This is a genomic window from Paenibacillus sp. FSL R7-0198 (assembly GCF_038000415.1).
GTDB lineage: Bacteria > Bacillota > Bacilli > Paenibacillales > Paenibacillaceae > Paenibacillus.
The window spans coordinates 2941090-2962069 of record NZ_JBBOCB010000001.1 but is presented as its reverse complement, the minus strand read 5'-3'; the positions used below and the strand labels follow the sequence as shown (position 1 = coordinate 2962069).

General features: G+C 42.7%; 18 protein-coding genes. 17 read left to right on the top strand and 1 reads right to left on the bottom strand.

All coding sequences use genetic code 11. The features are described 5' to 3' along the window. Window positions 1-209 precede the first annotated feature (209 nt). Entirely contained in the window at window positions 210-2099 is a 1890-nt protein-coding gene (locus tag MKY87_RS12800) for a helicase-related protein (RefSeq protein WP_445669418.1), read from the top strand. 29 nt (window positions 2100-2128) lie between these two features. Here the strand turns inward: MKY87_RS12800 and MKY87_RS12795 are convergent, their stop codons facing one another. Then, on the bottom strand, window positions 2129-2491 hold the full coding sequence (locus MKY87_RS12795; RefSeq protein ID WP_340964715.1) for a hypothetical protein: 363 nt from the start codon (window positions 2489-2491) through the stop codon (window positions 2129-2131). A gap of 171 nt (window positions 2492-2662) precedes the next feature. On the opposite strand from MKY87_RS12795, the gene MKY87_RS12790 reads away from it, so the two are divergent. The 16 genes from MKY87_RS12790 to MKY87_RS12715 all read left to right on the top strand — a co-directional run bounded on the left by MKY87_RS12790 (window position 2663) and on the right by MKY87_RS12715 (window position 20433). Further along, entirely contained in the window at window positions 2663-3061 is a 399-nt protein-coding gene (locus tag MKY87_RS12790) for a ComF family protein (protein ID WP_340964712.1), read from the top strand. 376 nt (window positions 3062-3437) lie between these two features. Then, window positions 3438-8855 carry a fibronectin type III domain-containing protein gene (locus MKY87_RS12785; RefSeq protein WP_340964710.1) on the top strand — a complete coding sequence of 1806 codons (5418 nt, stop codon included), beginning with the start codon at window positions 3438-3440 and terminating at the stop codon, window positions 8853-8855. Window positions 8856-9004: 149 nt separating this feature from the next. Continuing rightward, complete coding sequence (locus MKY87_RS12780; protein WP_307415900.1) at window positions 9005-9412, top strand: TIGR03826 family flagellar region protein; 408 nt, start codon at window positions 9005-9007, stop codon at window positions 9410-9412. Between the two features lie 175 nt (window positions 9413-9587). After that, window positions 9588-9872, top strand: coding sequence for a flagellar biosynthesis anti-sigma factor FlgM (flgM, locus tag MKY87_RS12775; RefSeq protein ID WP_047840678.1), 285 nt, complete (start codon window positions 9588-9590; stop codon window positions 9870-9872). 11 nt (window positions 9873-9883) lie between these two features. Next, window positions 9884-10387 (top strand): flagellar protein FlgN, encoded by a 504-nt coding sequence (locus MKY87_RS12770; RefSeq protein ID WP_340964708.1) that lies wholly within the window; start codon window positions 9884-9886, stop codon window positions 10385-10387. A gap of 19 nt (window positions 10388-10406) precedes the next feature. Beyond that, window positions 10407-11963, top strand: coding sequence for a flagellar hook-associated protein FlgK (gene flgK, locus MKY87_RS12765; RefSeq protein WP_339788500.1), 1557 nt, complete (start codon window positions 10407-10409; stop codon window positions 11961-11963). Window positions 11964-11989: 26 nt separating this feature from the next. Further along, window positions 11990-12910: a flagellar hook-associated protein FlgL gene (gene flgL / locus MKY87_RS12760; RefSeq protein WP_340964704.1), complete on the top strand. Its 921-nt coding sequence runs from the start codon at window positions 11990-11992 to the stop codon at window positions 12908-12910. Window positions 12911-12928: 18 nt separating this feature from the next. Beyond that, window positions 12929-13498: a DUF6470 family protein gene (locus tag MKY87_RS12755; protein ID WP_047840674.1), complete on the top strand. Its 570-nt coding sequence runs from the start codon at window positions 12929-12931 to the stop codon at window positions 13496-13498. Between the two features lie 39 nt (window positions 13499-13537). Next, a complete protein-coding gene (fliW, locus tag MKY87_RS12750) occupies window positions 13538-14023 on the top strand; it encodes a flagellar assembly protein FliW (RefSeq protein WP_340967428.1) in 486 nt (161 codons plus the stop codon). A gap of 1 nt (window position 14024) precedes the next feature. After that, window positions 14025-14270, top strand: a complete 246-nt coding sequence (csrA, locus tag MKY87_RS12745; RefSeq protein WP_024631614.1) for a carbon storage regulator CsrA — start codon at window positions 14025-14027, stop codon at window positions 14268-14270. 144 nt (window positions 14271-14414) lie between these two features. Continuing rightward, window positions 14415-15311: a flagellin Hag gene (gene hag / locus MKY87_RS12740; protein WP_339788508.1), complete on the top strand. Its 897-nt coding sequence runs from the start codon at window positions 14415-14417 to the stop codon at window positions 15309-15311. A gap of 158 nt (window positions 15312-15469) precedes the next feature. Beyond that, the gene (locus MKY87_RS12735) at window positions 15470-17347 is read left to right on the top strand and encodes a glycosyltransferase (protein WP_339788511.1); all 1878 of its coding nucleotides are present in this window, start codon (window positions 15470-15472) and stop codon (window positions 17345-17347) included. A gap of 355 nt (window positions 17348-17702) precedes the next feature. Beyond that, complete coding sequence (locus tag MKY87_RS12730; RefSeq protein ID WP_339788514.1) at window positions 17703-18092, top strand: flagellar protein FlaG; 390 nt, start codon at window positions 17703-17705, stop codon at window positions 18090-18092. A gap of 12 nt (window positions 18093-18104) precedes the next feature. Then, complete coding sequence (gene fliD, locus MKY87_RS12725; protein ID WP_339788517.1) at window positions 18105-19676, top strand: flagellar filament capping protein FliD; 1572 nt, start codon at window positions 18105-18107, stop codon at window positions 19674-19676. Window positions 19677-19697: 21 nt separating this feature from the next. Further along, entirely contained in the window at window positions 19698-20084 is a 387-nt protein-coding gene (gene fliS / locus MKY87_RS12720; protein WP_339788521.1) for a flagellar export chaperone FliS, read from the top strand. Further along, a complete protein-coding gene (locus MKY87_RS12715) occupies window positions 20077-20433 on the top strand; it encodes a hypothetical protein (RefSeq protein WP_339788524.1) in 357 nt (118 codons plus the stop codon). The genes fliS and MKY87_RS12715 overlap by 8 nt, the downstream gene beginning before the upstream one ends. Window positions 20434-20980: the final 547 nt, after the last annotated feature.

The following is a 20980-nucleotide window of genomic DNA, read 5'->3' as shown; positions in this document are numbered from 1 at the left end:
TTAAAGAAAGATTCTGGTTATTAGCAGAATTGTATGATGGAATCATGTTGTGTGACTAACCTTGTGATGTAAAGATTCAATTGGTATAGTGATATGTAGATTAATCATACGAAGATGGAATATGGACATGAAGCACATGCTCCGGCGAACAGCCGGGTTGGCATGTGCTTTTTTGCGTTCGGAGAATGTGCGATGGGGGAGGAGAGTAAATGAAAGTTGCCTTATATGTGTGCCGTGTAGGGGAAGGATGGAGCATGGTATTATCACTTGATATTCGAGTGGATGTATTTTGGTGGCTCGAGGGTAGAAGTGGGCGACATGTGCTGCGTTGGTTGCTGTTAGATAAGATGGTGCCGTTAAGCCAGGCATCCTGGTTGGTTGAACATTTTGAGATGGAGCGAGGTATGGATCGGTGGGGGCAGTACGAATGGCAGAGCTATTTTGCACGGAGGCTGGATGTGTATGAACTGGCCTCGGGGGAAACAGAGGCCAGAAAAGGTATAGCGGGTAAAGCGGGGAATGCCGCTGCGCATCGCATTCAGGTAGGCGGGATGCCAGAGTCGTATCCCGCCGGGCAGTGGGCTCAGCTGGAGCGGGACGCGGCCCTGCTGGCTGAGCGGATCAACGGCCGCCAACTACTGGCGGCCGAGGCGGAGGCGTTGCTGGCGGATACCGCCCAGCCGCCAAAGGATTGGCGCGCCGCTGCGCAGCTCGCGCGCTTGCATGGGCGGCTGAGTATCACAGCCGCCCTCGAAGGGCCTGCCACGCGCCGTCGGCACGCGTGGCTTGGACGCGCGCGGAGCGCGCCCCGCTGCCACCGTTGTGGCAGCGAAGCCAGGCAGCGCGTGCCCTGCGCTGCCTGCGGCCTGGCGGCGTGCGCCTACTGCGAGGCTTGCCTCGCGCTGGGGCGCAGCCGTGCCTGTGCGCTGCTGCTACGCAGTGCAGCGCAAAGGGCCGTGCCACGAAGCGGCGAAGCACCGCGTGGCACGGCCTTGGCCCCCACCGGCGGCGGGCTCGCCCGGTGGGGGCTTAGCGCAGCGCAGAGCGCGGCAGCTGCCGCGGCGCTTGCGTTTTTGGCCCGGCCACCCGCAGGGGAAGGGCCGGGGCGGTTCTTGCTGTGGGCCGTGACCGGGGCCGGCAAGACCGAGATGATTTTCCCTCTACTCCAACATACATTGGATCGTGGCGGACGAGCTTTGGTCGCTACGCCGCGCAGGGATGTGGTGCTGGAACTAGCTCCGCGTCTGGCGAAAGCTTTTCCGGACACCTCGCTCGCTACTCTCTACGGAGGTAGTGATGAACGTTGGAAAGACGCTCAGCTCACGCTTGCGACCACACATCAACTGATGCGTTTTTATCAGGGGTTTGATCTTGTTATCATCGACGAACTGGATGCGTTCCCTTATCACAATGATCCCATGCTCGCTCACGCGGCGGCATCCTCTTGTAAACCGGCCGGGAATTTTGTCTATCTATCTGCCACACCGCCTGCTCGGCTTCAGAGGGAAGCAGCACGGGGGAAACTCAATCATGCCAAAGTCCCGGTACGTTTTCACCGTCATCCTTTGCCTGTCCCGCGCTTGATCAAAATGGTTACCGTTGCTGAATGTATTAAGAAACGAAATCTTCCTTCTGCCTTGAGGACTAACATCCAAATTTCATTGGAGCGTGACGCCCAGGTATTTGTTTTTGTGACACGTATTGCCCAGATTGAGGCGTTTGTGAATCTGATGCGTCGTACTTTTCCTGGAATCCATATCGAAGGAACCTCATCCCAAGACCCCGATCGCGCTAGCAAAGTTACAGCCTTTCGTGATCGCGACATTCGTCTGCTCGTAACCACCACAATTCTGGAGCGTGGCGTGACCATTCCGCGCAGTGATGTTTTTATATTGGATGCAGACAATGGTCTCTTTGATGAAGCTTCACTGGTCCAGATGGCGGGTAGAGCAGGGCGTTCCATGGATGACCCGGCGGGTAGAGTGGTTTTTGCATCGTCTCGTCGGACGCGCTCACAGGTGAAGGCCGTTGCCCAGATTCGGAAAATGAACACCATCGCTCGTCGCAAAGGCTACCTGTATCCACCATCCCAGACATAATTGTCATCTGCCCAGTTCGTATCCACATATCACAATACATTCCCGAGACTGGAGGTATGCCCCCTATGTTCAACTGGCTCAGCAACATAACCGATCACGCGCAGTACCTGACCCAGCGTCTTCATCATCTGCTCGCCCCGCCGGGAGCGACTTGTCTGACATGTGGGACTCGAGCAATTCTGTCTTCTACCTATCCAGGCATATGCCCACGTTGTGTGAAGCAGATTCCATGGATCCGTTCCATCCGTTGCCTGCGTTGTGGTCGGGGTGTCGGATGCCCGGACTGTGCTCGTCCACATATGCAAAACCGTTCTTTTATCGCCAACCGCAGCGCCGTACAATACAACACTCTTATGAGAGAATGGATTGGAATGTACAAATTTCGAGGCCATGAAAGATACGCGCCGCTCTTAACCGCGCTGTTGATTCAAGCCTTTCAAGCGATGAGAGAGGAGCAGAATTCTGCTTTGGCAAAAGAACCCCCAGCCCCCGTGGCTCATTCCGCCACACATGCTCAACAAACGAAGCCACAATGGCGGCCTGACGCGGTCACCTATGTCCCGGTGAGCAGCGAGCGGCTGGCCGAACGTGGCTTCAATCAGGCGGAGCGGCTGGCTGCTGGGCTCGCCACCGCCTGCCGCCTACCCATCCTTGATCTGTTGCAGCGCCAGATCAACACCACCAAACAAAGTTTCAAATCACGCGGTGAGCGTATTGAAACGATGAAGAACGCTTTTTCCATCAACCCGGATGGCATGCAGTTAATTGAAGAGCTATACAGTGGAGCTCATCTACCAACACATATGGGCATATCACATGCTAAACCCATACAGTTACTGCTGATCGATGACATATACACAACAGGTAGCACCTTGGACGCTTGTGGGCGGGTTATCCTAAATGCTGGCTTCTACATGGAGATTCCGGTCGAGATTTTCACACTGACACTGGCAAGATCCTAATCGGCAAATCAGTATATTGAGCTATGTTTAATATTCCTCAAGTCTCCCTGCATCCACAACCTACGCTTTACCTTCAAGTAGATAGGAAAATGTGTTCCTGTATTAATAATTTCACATTTGCGAATTCCTGTTTTCGTATTTATACCATATGGAATGTAGTTGTTTGATGAAATTATAAATGAAAGCGCAATAAGAAATTTTTTACATGTAAAAAAGAGGAATTGGTTTTCTCGCGCAGAATAGATAGTTTTGTCGTTCACCACAGGGTGACAGCATAGGGAGTGGCACAACATATCTGTTGAAGGGGAGAACAAAAGTGGTCGCAGGAAAAAGAAAAAATGGATTTTACTTATGGACTGTCCGTCTACTAGTATTCATGCTGGTATTCGGACAGTTTGGCGTGTACGGGGGGAACCGTGCAGATGCTGCAACGAGTAATAGAATTATCGCATCCAGTAATGATTATCGTTTTGTATTATCAGAACAGAATGGAAATCTGATGGTGAATCAGAAACCGGTTGATTTGGGTTGGGTAAGATCATACAGCTTTTCAGCAACAGGATATTCCTTCTCAAGAAGTCAGTCTATTAGAGGAACTGTTGAAGATATGACGAATGTCACCTTTGGTAAGTATACTTCTACCTATACTGGGCAAGTGACTAATGCATTTATCGTTGACTTTTCCGAGGTTTGGGAATATTACAGTACCATGGAATATAGACAATCAGGTATGAATGTAGGTGTTTGGGACATTTCCAGAGTCGATGAATTTGGGATGGAAACACCCAGATATGTACAAAGTTATGAAGCCTCTCAACTTAGTTTGGTGATTAGTGCGGATACAGGTGCTGTGGTAGATTTTGTATCCAACCTTAATCCATATTACACACGCAAGGCAGAATCATTCAGCTTTGTTAAGGAGTCGGGAACAAAGGAGCCAATTACGACGGTTCCTGCTATTCCAACTGACCTGGTAGCCACTGCGAATGATGCGACGATCAACCTTAATTGGTCAGCTGCACAACAAGCAGTTCAGTATGAGATTGAAGAAAATGGTGTAACTAAAGGTCCATTTTATGGTCTGAACTATACAAGTAGTCCTTATAGAAATAATACAAACTATACTTACAGATTACGTGGTAGTAATCAAAGAGGTATAGGTGAGTGGAGTGATCCAGTCTCTCTGAGAACTTTACTTGAAAAACCGATCTTAACCGTAAAAGGCGAAGAGGGAAAGAATACATTGAATTGGAAATCCGTTGAATTTGCAGATCGATATCAATTGCGAATTGACGGAGGAGAACCTATTGAATTGGGCAATGTGAACTCATATGAGCATGACGATTTGGAGGCCAATTCAACACATACCTATGTGCTGAAAGCTTTCTCAACTGACAATGAGAGTTCATGGAGTAAACCACTAAGTCAATTGACAGTACCTAACCGTGCAGATGGTTTGAAAATCACAGATGCTACATTGAATAAATTGTCGTTATCTTGGACTGCTGTTAAGGGAGCCACTGGATATGATCTGGAGATCAATGGGGCGGTTGTTGCGGTAACAGGAACAACATACAACAAGACTGGACTAGCAGCCAATACAGAATATACCTTCAGAATCAGATCCAAAAATTCAGGTGGGGTAGGAAGTTGGAGTGATCCAGTAATGGGCACCACTCAATTGAGCACACCTGTAGTTCAGTCTAATGCCACGGCGGAGGAAGTTGTGCTTGTGTGGGCTCCAATTGAAGGTGCGTCTTCGTATGAAATTGAAGCAGATGGAGTTGTTTCTTCAGGTTTAGAAGATCCAATCTTTAACCACACCAATCTGACACCAGGCACAGCGCATAAATATCGTGTGCGGGCAATCAATGAGACGAATACGAGTGCTTGGACAGCAGTAGTGACGCAAAATACCTTGCCCGGCTCTGTCAGTGGGTTGAATGTGAGTGCAGTCACCAATGCAGCCATTACGGTAAAATGGAATGCGGTTACCGGCGCTACAGGCTACGATCTGGAAATTGACGGCACCCCGATTTCTTTGACAGCTACAAGTTATACGAAGAGTGGACTCGCTGGAAACACGGAGCACACTTTCCGTATTCGTTCGAAGAACGTTGCAGGTGCAGGAGCCTGGAGCGAAATAGTAACAGGTCGTACGCAATTTGATTTGCCTGTATTGAAGGCATCCTCTGAGGAAACAGCAATCACATTGACGTGGACATCCATACCAGATGTTACTGCATATGAAGTTGAAGCAGATGGTGTAATTGTTGCGAATGTAAGTGAATCAAACTACACACACGAAAATATATTACCAGGTACTTCTCATAAATATCGTGTTCGTGTAGCTACTGACAATAACACAAGTGCTTGGACAGCTGTCCTGACACAGAGTACATTGCCTGCAATAGTATCAGGTCTCAATATAGCATCCACAACGAATGCTGCAATTTCCTTGAAATGGAGTGCAGTGACCGGTAGCTCTGGATATGACTTGGAGATTGACGGAGTGGTAGTTCCAGTTACTGGTTTAACATATACGAAGAGTGGACTTGCAGCTAATACGGACCATACGTTCCGTATCCGTTCCAAAAATACGGCAGGTGTGGGTGTGTGGAGTGACGTGGTAAGTGGCACGACTCAACTCAATACGCCTGTTCTGAAAGCATCTTCCCAAGAAGATGCAATTACAGTAACTTGGGCAGATGTTACTGATGCAACCAAATATGAAGTGGAGGCAGATGGTATTGTTGTAGCTACGGTTACGACACCAGTATATACGCACGCAAGTTTGACTCCAGGAACAACGCATAAGTATCGTGTAAGAGCCCTGACGGAGATGAACGTTAGCCCTTGGACTGCACTTCTCACTCAGAATACTTTACCGGGTTCAGTCACAGGGTTGAGTGTAACCTCTGCAACCAATGTCGCTATCGCGCTTAAGTGGAATGCTGTAACCGGAGCAACCGGTTACGACTTGGAGATTGATGGCACGGTAGTAGCTGTAAGTGGATTAACATACAACAAGACAGGTCTTGCAGCCAATACGAATCATACGTTCCGCGTGCGCTCCAAAAATACGGCAGGTGCCGGAGCATGGAGTGATCTCATTGATGGTACGACATTGTTGAATACCCCTGTTTTAAAAGCTTCCTCGGAAGAGACTGCGATTACATTGACATGGGCAGATGTATCAGATGCGATCAAGTATGAGATTGAAGCAGATGGCTCAATTGTGGCAACAGTTAATGAGCCGAAATATGTGCATTCAAGTCTTCAGCCAGGAACAGCGCATAAGTATCGTGTACGAGCACTGACAGATACAAACAACGGGGCTTGGACTGCTGTCTTAAATCAAAATACACTACCAGGTTCAGTTACTGGATTGGGCATTACCTCTGTAACGAACACAACAATGGCTTTGAAATGGAATGCTGTAACTGGAGCAACAGGTTATGAGCTTGAAATTGATGGCACGGTAGTAGCTGCTACTGGATTAACCTACAACAAGACCGGACTTGCGGCTAATACGGATCATACGTTCCGCGTTCGCTCCAAAAATGCGGCAGGGACCGGAGCATGGAGTGATGAGGTAAGTGGTACAACGTTATTAAATACCCCTGTTCTAAAAGCTTCCTCGGAAGAGACTGCGATTACACTGACATGGGCAGATGTAGCAGATGCAACCAAGTATGAGATTGAAGCAGATGGAGTCGTTACTGGTACAATTAGCGAACCGAAATATGTGCACACTAGTTTGCTTCCAGGAACGGCGCATAAATATCGTGTACGTGCACTGACGGACTCTAATACAGGTGCCTGGACTGCAGTGCTGACGCAAAATACGATACCTGCTTCGGTTACTGGTTTAAGTATTAGCTCTGTTTCCAATGTAGCCATTGCCTTAAAATGGACGGCAGTAACGGGAGCAACAGGATATGATCTTGAGATCGATGGTACAGTTGTACCAGTAACGGGAGTAGCTTATACAAAGAGTGGGCTTGTGACAAATACGGATCACACGTTCCGTATTCGTTCTAAAAATACAGCAGGTGCAGGCATATGGAGTGAGATTGTAGATGGCACAACTTTACTGAACACACCTGTGTTGAAGGCTTCTTCTGAGGAACAAGCGGTCACCTTGACATGGCCTGAAGTTAAAGATGCAACCAAATATGAGATTGAAGCGGACGGAGGCTTAGTGGGGACTGTTAAGGTGCCTACTTATACTCACAATAATCTTATAGCTGGAACAGCACATAAATACCGCGTACGCGCTCTGACCGAAACCAATGTTGGAGCTTGGACTGCGGTCTTGACACAAAATACGTTGCCTGGTTCTGTGACCGGACTAACGGTAACAAGCGTAACGAACACAGCTGTTGCTCTGAAGTGGGACGCAGTCTCAGGAGCGACAGGATATGACCTTGAAATTGATGGCACGGTGGTACCTGTTAGTGGAGTGGTTTACACCAAAACGGGACTTATCGCCAACACGGATCATACATTCCGTATTCGTTCCAAGAATGCTGCTGGTGCTGGGGCTTGGGGCGATATAACAGGTGTTACCACCCAGTTAACCACACCTGCTCTGAAAGCAACATCAGAGGAAACAGCTATTACTTTGAATTGGCTTGATATTAAAGATGCAACCAAATATGAAATTGAGGCAGATGGAACAATTGTTTCTACAGTAACCGATCCCTCATATGTTCATAGTAATTTGCTTGCAGGAACATCGCACACGTATCGTGTGCGTGCATTAACGGATAAGAACAGTAGCGCTTGGTCTACGGTCTTGACTCAAAACACTTTCCCGGGCATTGTGACCGGATTGAGCATGAATTCTGCAACAACAGTAGCCATTGCTATGAAATGGAATGCAGTTACGGGAGCAACAGGATATGATCTGGAAATTGACGGTAAAATAGTCGCTGTAACGGCTCTGGCTTATACCAAAACAGCACTTCTAGCCAATACAGATCACACCTTCCGTATTCGTGCGAAAAATGCTGCTGGCATGGGTAGCTGGAGTGAGTTTGTAACCGCTTCGACCCAATTAAATGTACCAACAACGCTGAAAGCTGTACCTGAAGAAACGGCAGTTACGCTGACATGGAATGAAGTTGTTGGTGCAACAAAATATGAGATTGAGGCAGATGGCATATTGGTTGCTACGGTGAGTGATCCCTTGTATGTCCATAATGGATTACTTGGTGGGACGGCGCATAAATACCGTATTCGTGCCCTGACCGACACTAATGTGAGTGCATGGACAGCAATATTGTCCCAAACTACGTTACCTGCCAGTGTCTCAGGTTTAAGTATTAACTCTGCAACTACAGCGGCTATCGCGCTGAGATGGACTGCTGTAACTGGAGCTACAGGGTATGATCTGGAGATTGATGGTACGGTGGTTGCCGTGAGTGGAGTTGCTTATACGAAGAGCGGACTTGCACCAAATACGGAACATACCTTCCGAATTCGTGCTAAAAATGCTTCTGGTGCAGGAGCTTGGAGTGAGAGTATAAGTGGAATGACTCAATTAACTACACCTGTGCTGAAGGGAACTTCGGACAGAACAAACGTTATTCTGACTTGGGACGCGGTTGGGAGTGCTTCGTCTTACGAAATTGAAGCAGATGGGCAAATTGTGGCGACTGTCAGTGATGCAACGTTTATTCATTCTGACCTGTTACCGTCCAGTTCGCATAAATATCGCATTCGGGCATTCAACGATCAGAACACAAGCATATGGTCTTCTGTACTAAGTATTAGAACATTGAATTAGTAATGTATAAGGAGGAGCAGGGTTGCATATATGTGCATCCTGTTCCCCTTTTTTGTTTTGTAAATAGACTATGGCTTCATCAGAGAAAATAAGGTAATGTATAGTTATTATCTATTCGGAAATGGAAGTTTGAGAGGGGCGTTTTAGCGATGAATCTAGGTAATTGTCCTCGCTGTGGTAAATTATATGCGTTGAATTTTCGAGATGTATGTTCAAACTGTATTAAGGAAATAGAGAAGGAATATCAGATCTGTGTAGATTATTTGCGCGAAAACAAGGGCACCAACATACAGGAGCTATCCGATGCAACAGAAGTTTCAATTAAAAACATTACCAAGTTCATCCGTGAGGGACGAATTTCCATCGAGAATGCCCCGAATATGATGTATCCTTGTGAAGTATGCGGAACATTGATTCGTGAAGGTCATATGTGTGATTCTTGCCGTAATCGTTTAACGAAAGACTTGGCAGGAGCAGCTCGTGAAGTAGGTCAGAAGGATAACAACAATGTAGGCGGACGAACCTACAATGCTGTCGACAAACTACGAGATTCATAGGAGCGAGGGCTCAAATACATGTTTTGCTATAACAAATGTTTTGAAACGTACCGATAAACTTATTAAAGATTATCGGTTTTTTTTATTATCCTAATCATTTTGACAACATAAAGATTAAAGTAAGAAAAACGTATATCAACATAAACTCCTAATCATGGAAGGAAGTGCATTTTAAATGAAAATCAATGAACCGAGTAGAATTGGCGCCATCAATTCATATCAAAGGAACGTTGAATCCAATCAGCAGGCTGATGCCAAGAAGAGCCGCCGTAAGGACGAAGTATCCATTTCTCCGGAGGCGATGAAGATGCTTGAGGAACAAAGTCGTACACAGGATGCAGGACGCATACAACGGATACAGGAACTCAAAGAACAGGTGAGTTCGGGAACGTATCAGGTAGATAGTAGCAAGCTTGCTGACAAGTTGCTACCGTATTTTAAGTCTTTTGATAAGGAATAGGTGATCACGTAATGGCAGCACTGGACAGATTGATTGCAGTTTTGCAGCAAATGGAACAAAGTCACCGCGATATGCTGGCACTCAGTGAGGTCAAGAGACAGGTCATTGTCAAAAATGATGTAGATGAACTCATTGCCCTCCTCAACAAAGAATCTCGTTTCATGAAACAACAGGAGCCATTGGAGATCGAACGGCAGAGTGCAGTACACGAACTGCTACAGGAGCGTGGAATCAAATCTATGCTGAACCTGAATATTACTGAGATCTCGAAGCTGATTTTTGATCCGGCTGACAAACTGCGATTGCTTGAAGTCCAGAAAAAGCTGGCGGGAACACTGCATGAATTAAAAGAGATTAATCAACTGAATCAAATGCTGATCGAGCAATCCTTGATGTTTATTGATCTCTCAATGGACATCTTCGCTTCTCGACCAGAACAGGATGCCACATATCAGCATCCTGCTGATAAGAACGGTAATCCAGGGCGAATCGGTCTGTTTGACACGCGTGCCTGATTAATTAGGGGGAAACCAGGTGACATCTACATTTCATTCAATCGAAACGGCTAAACGCAGTTTGTTCACACAGACGACAGCTCTTAGCACAACAGGCCATAACATAGCTAATGCCAACACGGAAGGCTACTCACGACAAAAGGTAAACATGCAGGCATCTATTCCAATGGAGCCGTTCGCATTTCTGCATAGCACAACACCAGGACAGCTTGGTACAGGGGTAGAATTCGACTCTATTACACGTGTGCGTGAGAAATTTCTGGATGACCAGTATCGCAATGAAAATACCAACTTTGGGAGTTGGTCCATTCAACGAGATACACTTGAGAAACTTGAAGCTATTGTAAACGAACCATCGGACACCGGGTTTCGAACCGTTATGGATAATTTCTACAAATCATGGTCAGACCTGAGTAAAAATCCTGAGGATGTTACAGCACGGCGGATCGTAAAAGAAACGACGTTGGCTCTGACCGATGCGATGAACCAGATTAGCCGCCAGCTGGATGCACTCAGTCAGGATTTGGACAGTAATATTGCTGTGAAAAGCAATGAAATTCAAGGCTACCTTGGTAATATTGCGAACCTTAATAGTGCCATTGTAAAAGTTGAATCTCTTGGCGACAATGCCAACGATTTACGTGACCAACGTGATCTGATGACAGACAAGCTGTCCAAAATCATGAACGTTACCGTTACGGATTCTCCGCAAGGATACCAGGTTCAGATGAATGGACAGGCACTCGTCACTGGCGGGGCGGTACAAGTAGCGGTAGATCCTGCTTTTCTGAATGCTGCGTATACAGCTGGCACGCTCACCAACGGTGAGGTCCACGGCATGATTAAGTCTAGAGACACTTTGGTCACTGATTATCAGAAACAAATGGATGACTTAGCTAATACCCTTGCCAATGGGGATATTGAGATCACTCTTCCTGCGGGCTCTGTCTTGCCGGACAATACTGTCCTGGATGGTGTTACATACACAGGTGCAGCACGGACACTGGCAACTGATCTGAAGGTTACAGTCAAAGGCCTAAACGGATTGCATCAGCTTGGATACAGTATGGACGGAACGAATTCGCCAGGATTACCTTTCTTTACAGCAGCAGGTGGTGGAACAGCCATCACAGCTGGCAATATTTCATTGAATGCCGAAATCTTGGCTGATCCGAATAAGATCGCAACCTCCCTCCGAACTACTACGGATTCTTCAGGAGCAGAAAGTGTGATTAAAGGTAACAATACACTAGCTAATCTACTGGCTAATTTGAAGGATACTCCAATGAAATCTGTTGATGGATTGCGGAATGCAACGATTGGTGCTCAGTTTAGTGCAATCGTTGGACAGTTGGGTGTTCAATCTCAGGAAGCTGCTCGTCAGACATCAAACTCGGAATTTTTGGTAGAGCAAGTAGACACTAGACGTCAGTCCGTTAGCGGTGTATCGCTGGATGAAGAGATGGCCAATATGATCAAATTCCAGCATGCTTATAGTGCCTCTGCACGTTTTATGACCACATATGATCAATTGCTTGATAAACTGATTAATTCTACCGGTATGGTTGGCAGATAATTAAGGAAGGAGTGACATAACAGACGATGAGAATTACGAATAATATGTTGAGCTCGCAATTGATTCTTAACCTGAACCGGAATGCACAACAGATGAACAATACACAAACTCAATTGGCAACGGGACGGAAGATCAACAAACCGTCTGACGATCCGGTAGGGATTACGTACTCCCTTCGTTATCGTGCAGAGCTATCTTCCAATGAGCAGTATCAAAAAAATGTGGATAGCGCGGTATCATGGTTGGATTTTAATGATACCGTTATGGATCAAGCAGGCAGCGTAGTTCAGCGGTTGAGAGAACTGACGGTGCAGGCAGCTACGGGGACTAACCCGCAATCTGCACTAGATAGTATCAATGAAGAAGTGAAGCAATTAAAAGCACAACTTGTTGATATTTCAAACAGCACGTTGAATGGGAAGTATGTATTCAATGGTGAAACCTACGATGTTAAACCTTATGACTTTCCTACCAATGCTGACGGTTCGTTTGATACAACGAATGCTGCTTCCGTTGTTACTGATTCCGGTAAAATTAATTTTATCGTGGGTGAGAGTATCCAATTACCAATTAACGTGACCGGTAATGAAGTATTTGGTGATACTGCGGAAGCTGATAATCTATTCGTAATCTTTAATACGATTAGTCAGGCACTTGCCAGCGGGGATCAAAAGGAATTGTCTAATCAGCTTGCAAACATTGATACTCGAACAAACAAGATACTCGCTATCCGTGCAGAAATTGGGGCGAAAACCAATCGCGTAGAACTTATGCAAGGTCGTTTAAGTGATCTTGAAGTGAACTTAACGGATTTGCAAGCAAAGGTTGAGGATGCAGATTACGCTGAGTTATCAATCAAGTCTAAAATCCAGGAAAACATATATAATGCTTCACTTTCTGCTGGTGCTAAAATTATATCTCAGTCATTAGTTGATTTTCTTAGATAACAAAGGAGAGATCATCTGATGAATACTCTTCCAGTGGTACAAATACACACAACGCCCACGCTATTACATATCGATGCGGACATTGGTCAGTATTCGATTCGTCAGCCGAAGGCGGAGGTCCAACTCCATACCAAGCCTAGTAAATTAACGGTGCAAAGCCATGCAATAGAGCTGAATGTGGATCAGTCCAAGGCTTTTTCTGCCTATCATGGTGGGAATATGATTGATATGAATGCCCGAATATATTCGGGTATTCAGCAATTATTCATGCAGAATATGGCTGAACGTGTGCAACAAGGGAATGATATGGCAGCCATCCACAAACCAGGCAATACAATTGCCAATATTGTAGGAACCAATTGGCAAGCTAAGCCGTTCCCGGAGACACGCACGGCAGCTTCCTCTGATAATGTGGATGTACGTGTGTTTACGCAAGCACCGGACATTCGCTTTGAAGCAGCGGAATCCGAGATGAATGTAATTGTGAACAAGCCAGAGATTGAATATCAACGTGGTAAGTTGGATATTTATGTGCAGCAATATGCTTCTATACAATACACTCCGCCTACGATTGATATGGGATTATAATATATAATGTAGAGCTATAGACGGTTATAATACCCCGCTATAGCTTTTTTCTATAAAATCATCGTCAAGGAGGCGTTTATTATTTTTATTGAGACAAGTACGTGGGGTAAAATTGAAGTCGATGAAAACAGCACATATCAATTTCCAAGAGGTTTACCTGGTTTTGAAAACGAAACTAGTTTTGCACTAATCCCTTGGGAAGACACGCCATTTAGTTACTTACAATCATTAACGGAGAAAGAGTTGTCTTTCTTGGTAGTCAATCCTTTTGAGTTTAAGCATGATTATAGTTTTGAACTAAGTGAAGAAGATAAAGAAGAACTTAAAATTGAAGAAGACGTAGCTGTTTACTCCATAGTCACTATACATTCAGATGTGACAAAATCAACGATGAATCTCTTGGCCCCAGTTATAATTAATCCTGCACATCGGGTAGGCAAGCAAGTAGTTCTCCAGCAAACAGGTTATGTGACTAAACATCTCATATGGACAGAAGAAGCGACTTCGGCGAAGGAGGGGGTCTGAAATGTTAGTATTGTCACGTAAAAAGGGAGAATCTATTATCATTCAAGATAACATTGAGGTAACTGTATTGGCCGTGGAAGGTGATACAGTACGGATTGGTATTTCCGCCCCCAAGCACATTGATATCTTTCGGAAAGAGGTATATGCATCTATTCAGGAGGCTAATCGAGAGTCTGCAAAACCCGATGCTCCTAGTGTCGCTGCTTTTATGGAATTGCTTCAAGGCATTGAAAACAAAAAAAAATAAAAATATTCCAATTTACTATTAACAGTTCTTCTCTTCCTGTCGATATATAGTTTAGACGCTGCTTCGGCAGGGCGGCCGACCTTAATGTCGCGGCGTTTACCACAAGGATGTGGAACTAACTTATTTTCAGGGAGGAAATTTCTAATGATTATCAACCACAATATTGCTGCAATGAACACTCACCGTCAACTGGGTGCAAACACAACTAACACAAACAAGGCTATCGAAAAATTGTCTTCCGGTCTGCGTATCAACCGCGCTGGTGACGATGCTGCAGGTTTGGCAATTTCCGAAAAAATGCGCGGTCAAATCCGCGGTTTGGATATGGCTACTAAAAACGGTCAAGACAGCATTTCCTTGATCCAAACAGCTGAGGGTGCTTTGAACGAAACTCACTCCATCCTGCAACGTATGCGTGAATTGGCAGTTCAATCTTCCAATGACACGAACACAGATAAAGACCGTGAAGCTCTTCAAAACGAAGTTGATGAGTTGGCTAAAGAGATCACTCGTATCTCCAACACAACTGAGTTCAATACGAAGAAATTGTTGGATGGATCTGCAAGTACTTCTTCAGGCGTTACAAGTGCAGCGGACTTGACATTCCATATTGGTGCAAATGCAGGACAAAATATCTCCCTCACAATTAAAGCTATGGATGCTGATACATTGGGCGTAACTGGAGCTAACGGCTCTAATGCAGCTGCTTCAGCTGGCAATGCAGCTGTTGCAAATGATGGTATCAGTATTTCTAGTCAAGCTTCTGCAGATGCAGCGATTACAACTATCAATGATGCAATCGAAACAGTATCCGCTGAGCGTGCGAAGTTGGGTGCTTATCAAAACCGTTTGGAGCATACAATCAACAACTTGGGAACAACTTCCGAGAACTTGTCTGCAGCTGAATCACGTATTCGTGACGTAGACATGGCTAAAGAAATGATGAATCAAACGAAAAACAACATCTTGGCTCAAGCGTCCCAAGCAATGTTGGCACAAGCAAACCAACAGCCACAAGCTGTTCTGCAATTGCTTCGTTAATCTTCGTAAATATCAAAACAAAAAAACTGCCAGGTTTTCTTGGCAGTTTTTTTGTTTTACTCAATGTAACTTCAAATAATTTGAATCTTATTGATCTAACAAAAGGTAAACTATTCTCCGACATATAGTATAAGACTATTAGAGATGAGAGGACAACCATGAGTAAAACTATATCTTTATGTATGATTGTCAAAAATGAAGAAAAAGTACTGAGTAAATGTCTTGAAAGTGTCCAAGGTATCGTTGATGAAATTATTATAGTAGATACGGGGTCAACTGATAAAACTCTTGACGTTGCAAAAAAGTATACTGATAAAATATATTATTTCGACTGGATTAGTGATTTTTCTGCAGCGAGAAATGAGTCATTGAAATATGCAAATTCTGACTATATATTAATTTTGGATGCAGATGAATATTTAGAAGAAGGAGTGAATTTACAGGAAGATATAAAAAAAAACTATGATTATTATTTATTCGGAATAAAGAATGAAATCTCTTTGAATCGAAATTTCATTTTTAGAGCGATCAGGATGTTTAAAAATCATATATCGTTAAGATATGAGAATAGATTACATGAACATTTGAACATACACAGTGGGATAGAATATAGCAAGGGGGAGTCAAATTTTTTAATTAACCATATTGGGTATACCGATGATAAGATGCTCGAAAAAGATAAGCATAAACGGAATTTGCCTATTATGGAACTTGAAGTAGCAGAAAATCCAACAGCTTATAATCTTTACAATATGGGTAAGACCTATTTTGCTATAAAAGAGTATACTAAAGCAATAGATTATTTTAAACAAGCTTATCCCATAAGCAAAAATAGAATGTTCCTTCCAGAGCTGCTCACTAAACTCGCTTATTCGTTAGCAGAAACTAACCTTATGGAACCAGCTCTGTCTATACTAAATGATGCTATCGTAATGTTTCCGAAAGAAACTGAAATGAGATATATTTTAGGGATGCTGTACCAGAAAGCTGAGTATCATCTGGATGCTGAGGATTGTTTCCGTAAGTGTATAGAACTGGGAGATCAGGGTTCTCTTATTACGGAAGGTAGTGGTGGTTACATGGCTCATATGAGGTTATCAGAACTATATGAGGATACCGGACGCTTAGAAGATAGTTATAGAGAGTTAAATATAGTATTGAATTCAAAGGTGAATTTTATCCCAGCTATCCAGCGCTACTTAAACCTTACACTTAAATTGAATATGAGTTCAGAAATAATAAAAAATGAAATTCAACAATTTTATACGATAAAAAGTGTAGGGGATCTACAACAGCTGTTAGATACTATGTATGGTGTGCGAAGTCCACTGTTAGACTATTATCTTTCAACATATAATATAACGGTGCAACCTAATGTTCTCGCCGCTTCAAAAATCTACAGTAAGCACTACACAGAGGCTAACTTGTTATGTTCTGATATAGAAATAATAGAAGAGGAGAATGGGCGAGATTTGTTATTGTTAGCATTTTTGCTTAAAGATGCGAGTAAGTTGTCTAATATCCAAAAAATCCTGAATTTCAGTGATAAAGAAAGGGTGTACCTGGAAAAAGTAATCTGCAATCAAGGTAGCAAATTCATGTTAACTCCGAGGGTTGAGGAATTATTACTAGAAACTTGTCGTCAAATGATTATCTTACAAGAATTCGAACAGTTTCAGGTGCTTGCTGAAACAATGATTGAAAATAAGGCTGTATTAAGACTTAAAATAGGTAAGTTATTAAGCGATTATAGATTTGACGAGTTGGCAATTGATATATTGGTTTCAATGTTCAAGATAAACTCAAATAATGTAGTACTTGTTCGATTACTGGGGGATATTTGCTATAGAAATAACTATTTTGAAGATGCCCAACTGTTCTATACAAAACTTTTAAAACTAGAGCCACAGTATAGTTCATATGAGAGAAATTATATGCTGCATAAAGCAATGGGAAATTATGAAAGTTCGGCAACACTTAAACTTGAACTAATGAATAAGTTTCCTATGGTTAACTGGATGAAAGAGAGAAACTGATTGAGTTTTCCTTGAATGAAACCTAATTCGTTTAAAATGAGCCACATAAAAATTTCTAATGTGTGTCTTATAGCAAGTAATGCTTTTTGGTTAAATTAGATACGTATCTAGTATTAAGTCTTCCTCTCATTATGAAATTTGAGTAGAGGTCAAATGATGTCTTTAAATTTTCTTGTTTACTTACTCTTTACTAAATTGAATTATTTAGCTTGAAGGGTTGAATTTTGAAATGTATCTGGACACTAGAGTATAAGTGATAATTCCACTTTAACTCACTCATTTTAAACTTTGTCTATAAATTTTAAAACTTGTTTAGCCGATATATATATTAAATAATTCCATCGGAGGATGAACGATGAATCTACAATTTTCACTTTCAACGAATATGGTGAATGGTACGTCAGGTTCAGTAAGTCAGCCAAGCGATATAACAATAAATTCAAGTAGTAAACTTTTGCAAGCAGTCAAGAATGGAGTGGATTTATCTAAGCTTGAGCAACAAGGGGTTAGCATTCCTTTTGGAGACGAACATCTCATTAAAGCAATTGATCGGGCTGTGAAAGCTCTACAGGGACCTACAACTACTCTGGAGATGAGTGTTCATGAGAAGACTCATCAAATTTTGGTGAAGGTGCTTAACAAGGAAACTGGTGAACTGATTCGTGAGATTCCTCCAGAAAAAACATTGGATCTAGTTGCAAAGATGATGGAAATAGCCGGAATTATAATAGATGAAAAGGTATAGGGGGTTGAGTAGATGAATATGCGTATTAATGGTTTTTCAGGAATGGATATCGATAGTATGGTTAAATCAATGATGACAGTGAAGAGAGTTCCGCTGGATAAATTGAATCAACAAAAACAAATTCTCGATTGGACAAGAAACAGCTACAGGGAGTTAAACAGCAAAATCGTTCAGTTTACTCAAAAACTTGCAGATATGAATATGTCTAAAGCAACAAATACTCAAAAATCAACGGTCAGTGGTAATACAACAGCAGTTAGAGCAGAAGCAAACGCGGATGCTAGCACTGTAGGTTTGACTGTTGAAGTGGAGTCACTCGCCAAAAAATCTGGTATACAGAGCAATTCGGGCTTGCTTACAACGGGTGGCGATAATGCGAAGTCAAGCACTACGTTGGGGGAGTTATCAGGTAATGCAGGACAAAATGAGTTTGACCTTAATATAAATGGGAAAACAGTTCAATTTTTAAAAGGGGATTCAATATCCACTGTGGTTGCACGTATTAACTCTTCAATTCCTACAGTAACCGCAGCTTTTGATGAGGTAAGCGGTAAATTCACAATTACTAGTAAAGAGTTTGGCAAAACGATCACGGATTTGGGCGAAAAAAAGGTTGCCGATCCAGATACAGGTGAAGAAACGGTTGTTAACGAGTCTACATCCAGTTCTCTTTTCTCAGTACTCAATTTCTCTGATACTACTGCAGATCCATTAGGTAACGGGAAAAAGTTTGGTGAAGGGGGTACTCTTAATTTTACAAAAGGTAAGGTTTATGTTACTAGTGCTTTAGATCCCACTCGTAAGCTTTTCGACACTGATAGCGATACACTAACAGTAAATGGCGTTAAATTGACCTTTCTGGAAGAGACGTCTGGAACTCCTTCCAAAATTACTACACAGTCTGACCCATCTAAAGCTATAGAAACAATCAAATCATTTGTTGACACATACAACGAATTATTGGGGTTAATGAACTCTAAATTATCAGAACAAAAGTATAGAGATTATGCTCCGCTGACATCAGAACAAAAGAAAGATATGACAGAAGATGACATTAAGAACTGGGAAGAGAGAGCTAAAAGTGGACTTTTAAAAAATGACACTATTTTAAGCTCGGCAGTAGCTTCAATGAGAACTTTAATTACTAGTAACTTAAAGGGTTTGAGTGAAGCGGGAATAACAACAGGGCAATATTATGAAAAAGGTAAGTTGCAAATAGATGAAGCCAAACTTAATGATGCACTGTCAAGCAATCCAGATAAAGTTTTGAGTATTTTCCGTGGCTCCATTTCGGATATCGATGGAAAAGGGATCTTTAGTGGATTGAGAACTGAGTTAAATTCAACATTAGACCTTTTTGTGAAAAAGGTAGGTACTTCCAATAGAGATGCTGACGCCAGCATGACATTGAAGACTGAAAGTATCATGGGTGAGCAATTAAAGAATTACAACAAAAGAATTACTGATCTGGAAAGAAAAATGACAGCTTGGGAAACTCGGTATTATAAGCAGTTTGCTGCCATGGAAAAAGCGATGAACCAGTTCCAATCACAGTCGTCGAGTTTATCAAGTTACTTTCAATAATTAAAGGAGGAATAATTCCATATGATTACATCTCCTTATGAGAAATATAAACAATCCTCGGTACAAACCTCTACGCCTGGACAGTTGGTTATTATGCTATATGATGGAGCCATCCGGTTTACAAAAATCGGTTTGGAGGGAATTGAAACTAGAGATTACTTCAAAGCCAATGTCAACCTGAGTAAAGCTCAAACTATTATTAGTGAGTTGATGTCTACCTTAAATCGAACCTATCCTGTAGCTGAAAATTTATTTTCACTGTATGAATATATGAATTATTTACTGATTCAAACGAATATCAAAAAAGATGTTAGGCACGGGGAAGAGGTTTTGGGATACTTGCAGGAACTGCGGGAAACTTGGGCTGTTGCTAGTAAACAAGCCCAAGGAACTCTGCTAAATGAATAATAATAAGGATGAGATGGATGTTGTTCTCAGCCAACTTGTTGAATTGACCCAGAAGTTTAGCTATGAAATAGGAAGTAAGACTCCTGAGAATGTAGAAACCTTTATCAATGAGCGTCAATTATTAGTACAACAGTTACAGGGGATTTTTGCTGTTCAAGGGATGACTAATAGCCAAAAAGAAGAAATTAGAAGTATTTTGACATATGATGCGAAAATAGAGGAATGTATTTCTTCGCTCAAAAACGAAGCGCAAGAATGGTTGCTCCTGAGAAATACGGCGAAGACACAACGGAGTGTATATGAAACTAAGTATGGATCAGAGAGCTATCTAATGGATAAACGGAAGTAGTAAAAATAGACTATAGATTACGATAAAGACCCTCGCTGTTCATTAGCAGTGTAAGGGTCTTTGTCGTTGATAAACTGTAAAGCTTGCTTTCAACACTGCAAGGTTAACAGATGTTCGTCTGTTTCTAGCTCGAAATATGCACTTTTTAGACTACTAAATAAGGACTTGATTGATATTTAAATGGGTATATTTTCAATTTTCTTTATTAGTGAAATTGCTAACAAAAATTGAGGATTACACCGAAATATATAATAAGAGCTAAAGCGACGAGTTTGGTTAGAGCAAAACAATTTTATAGTTAACAATAAAAGTTCTACCTCATAATTAGTGGTTGACAGTCTTTGGGCACAAGTTGTGTCAAGTGCTGACTTGGATAATTCTCGTATTAATCATGATTGATGAAGGTTTTGAGCCACAAATAACGGAGTTTATTATATGGATTTTTAATTCAAAAAGGTGAGCATTTTTTACGAAGACAATTTGAAAACAGATTCAACAAGTTGAAATTATTTATCCTCTTGGTTTAACTACCCGTACCTTGTAAAGT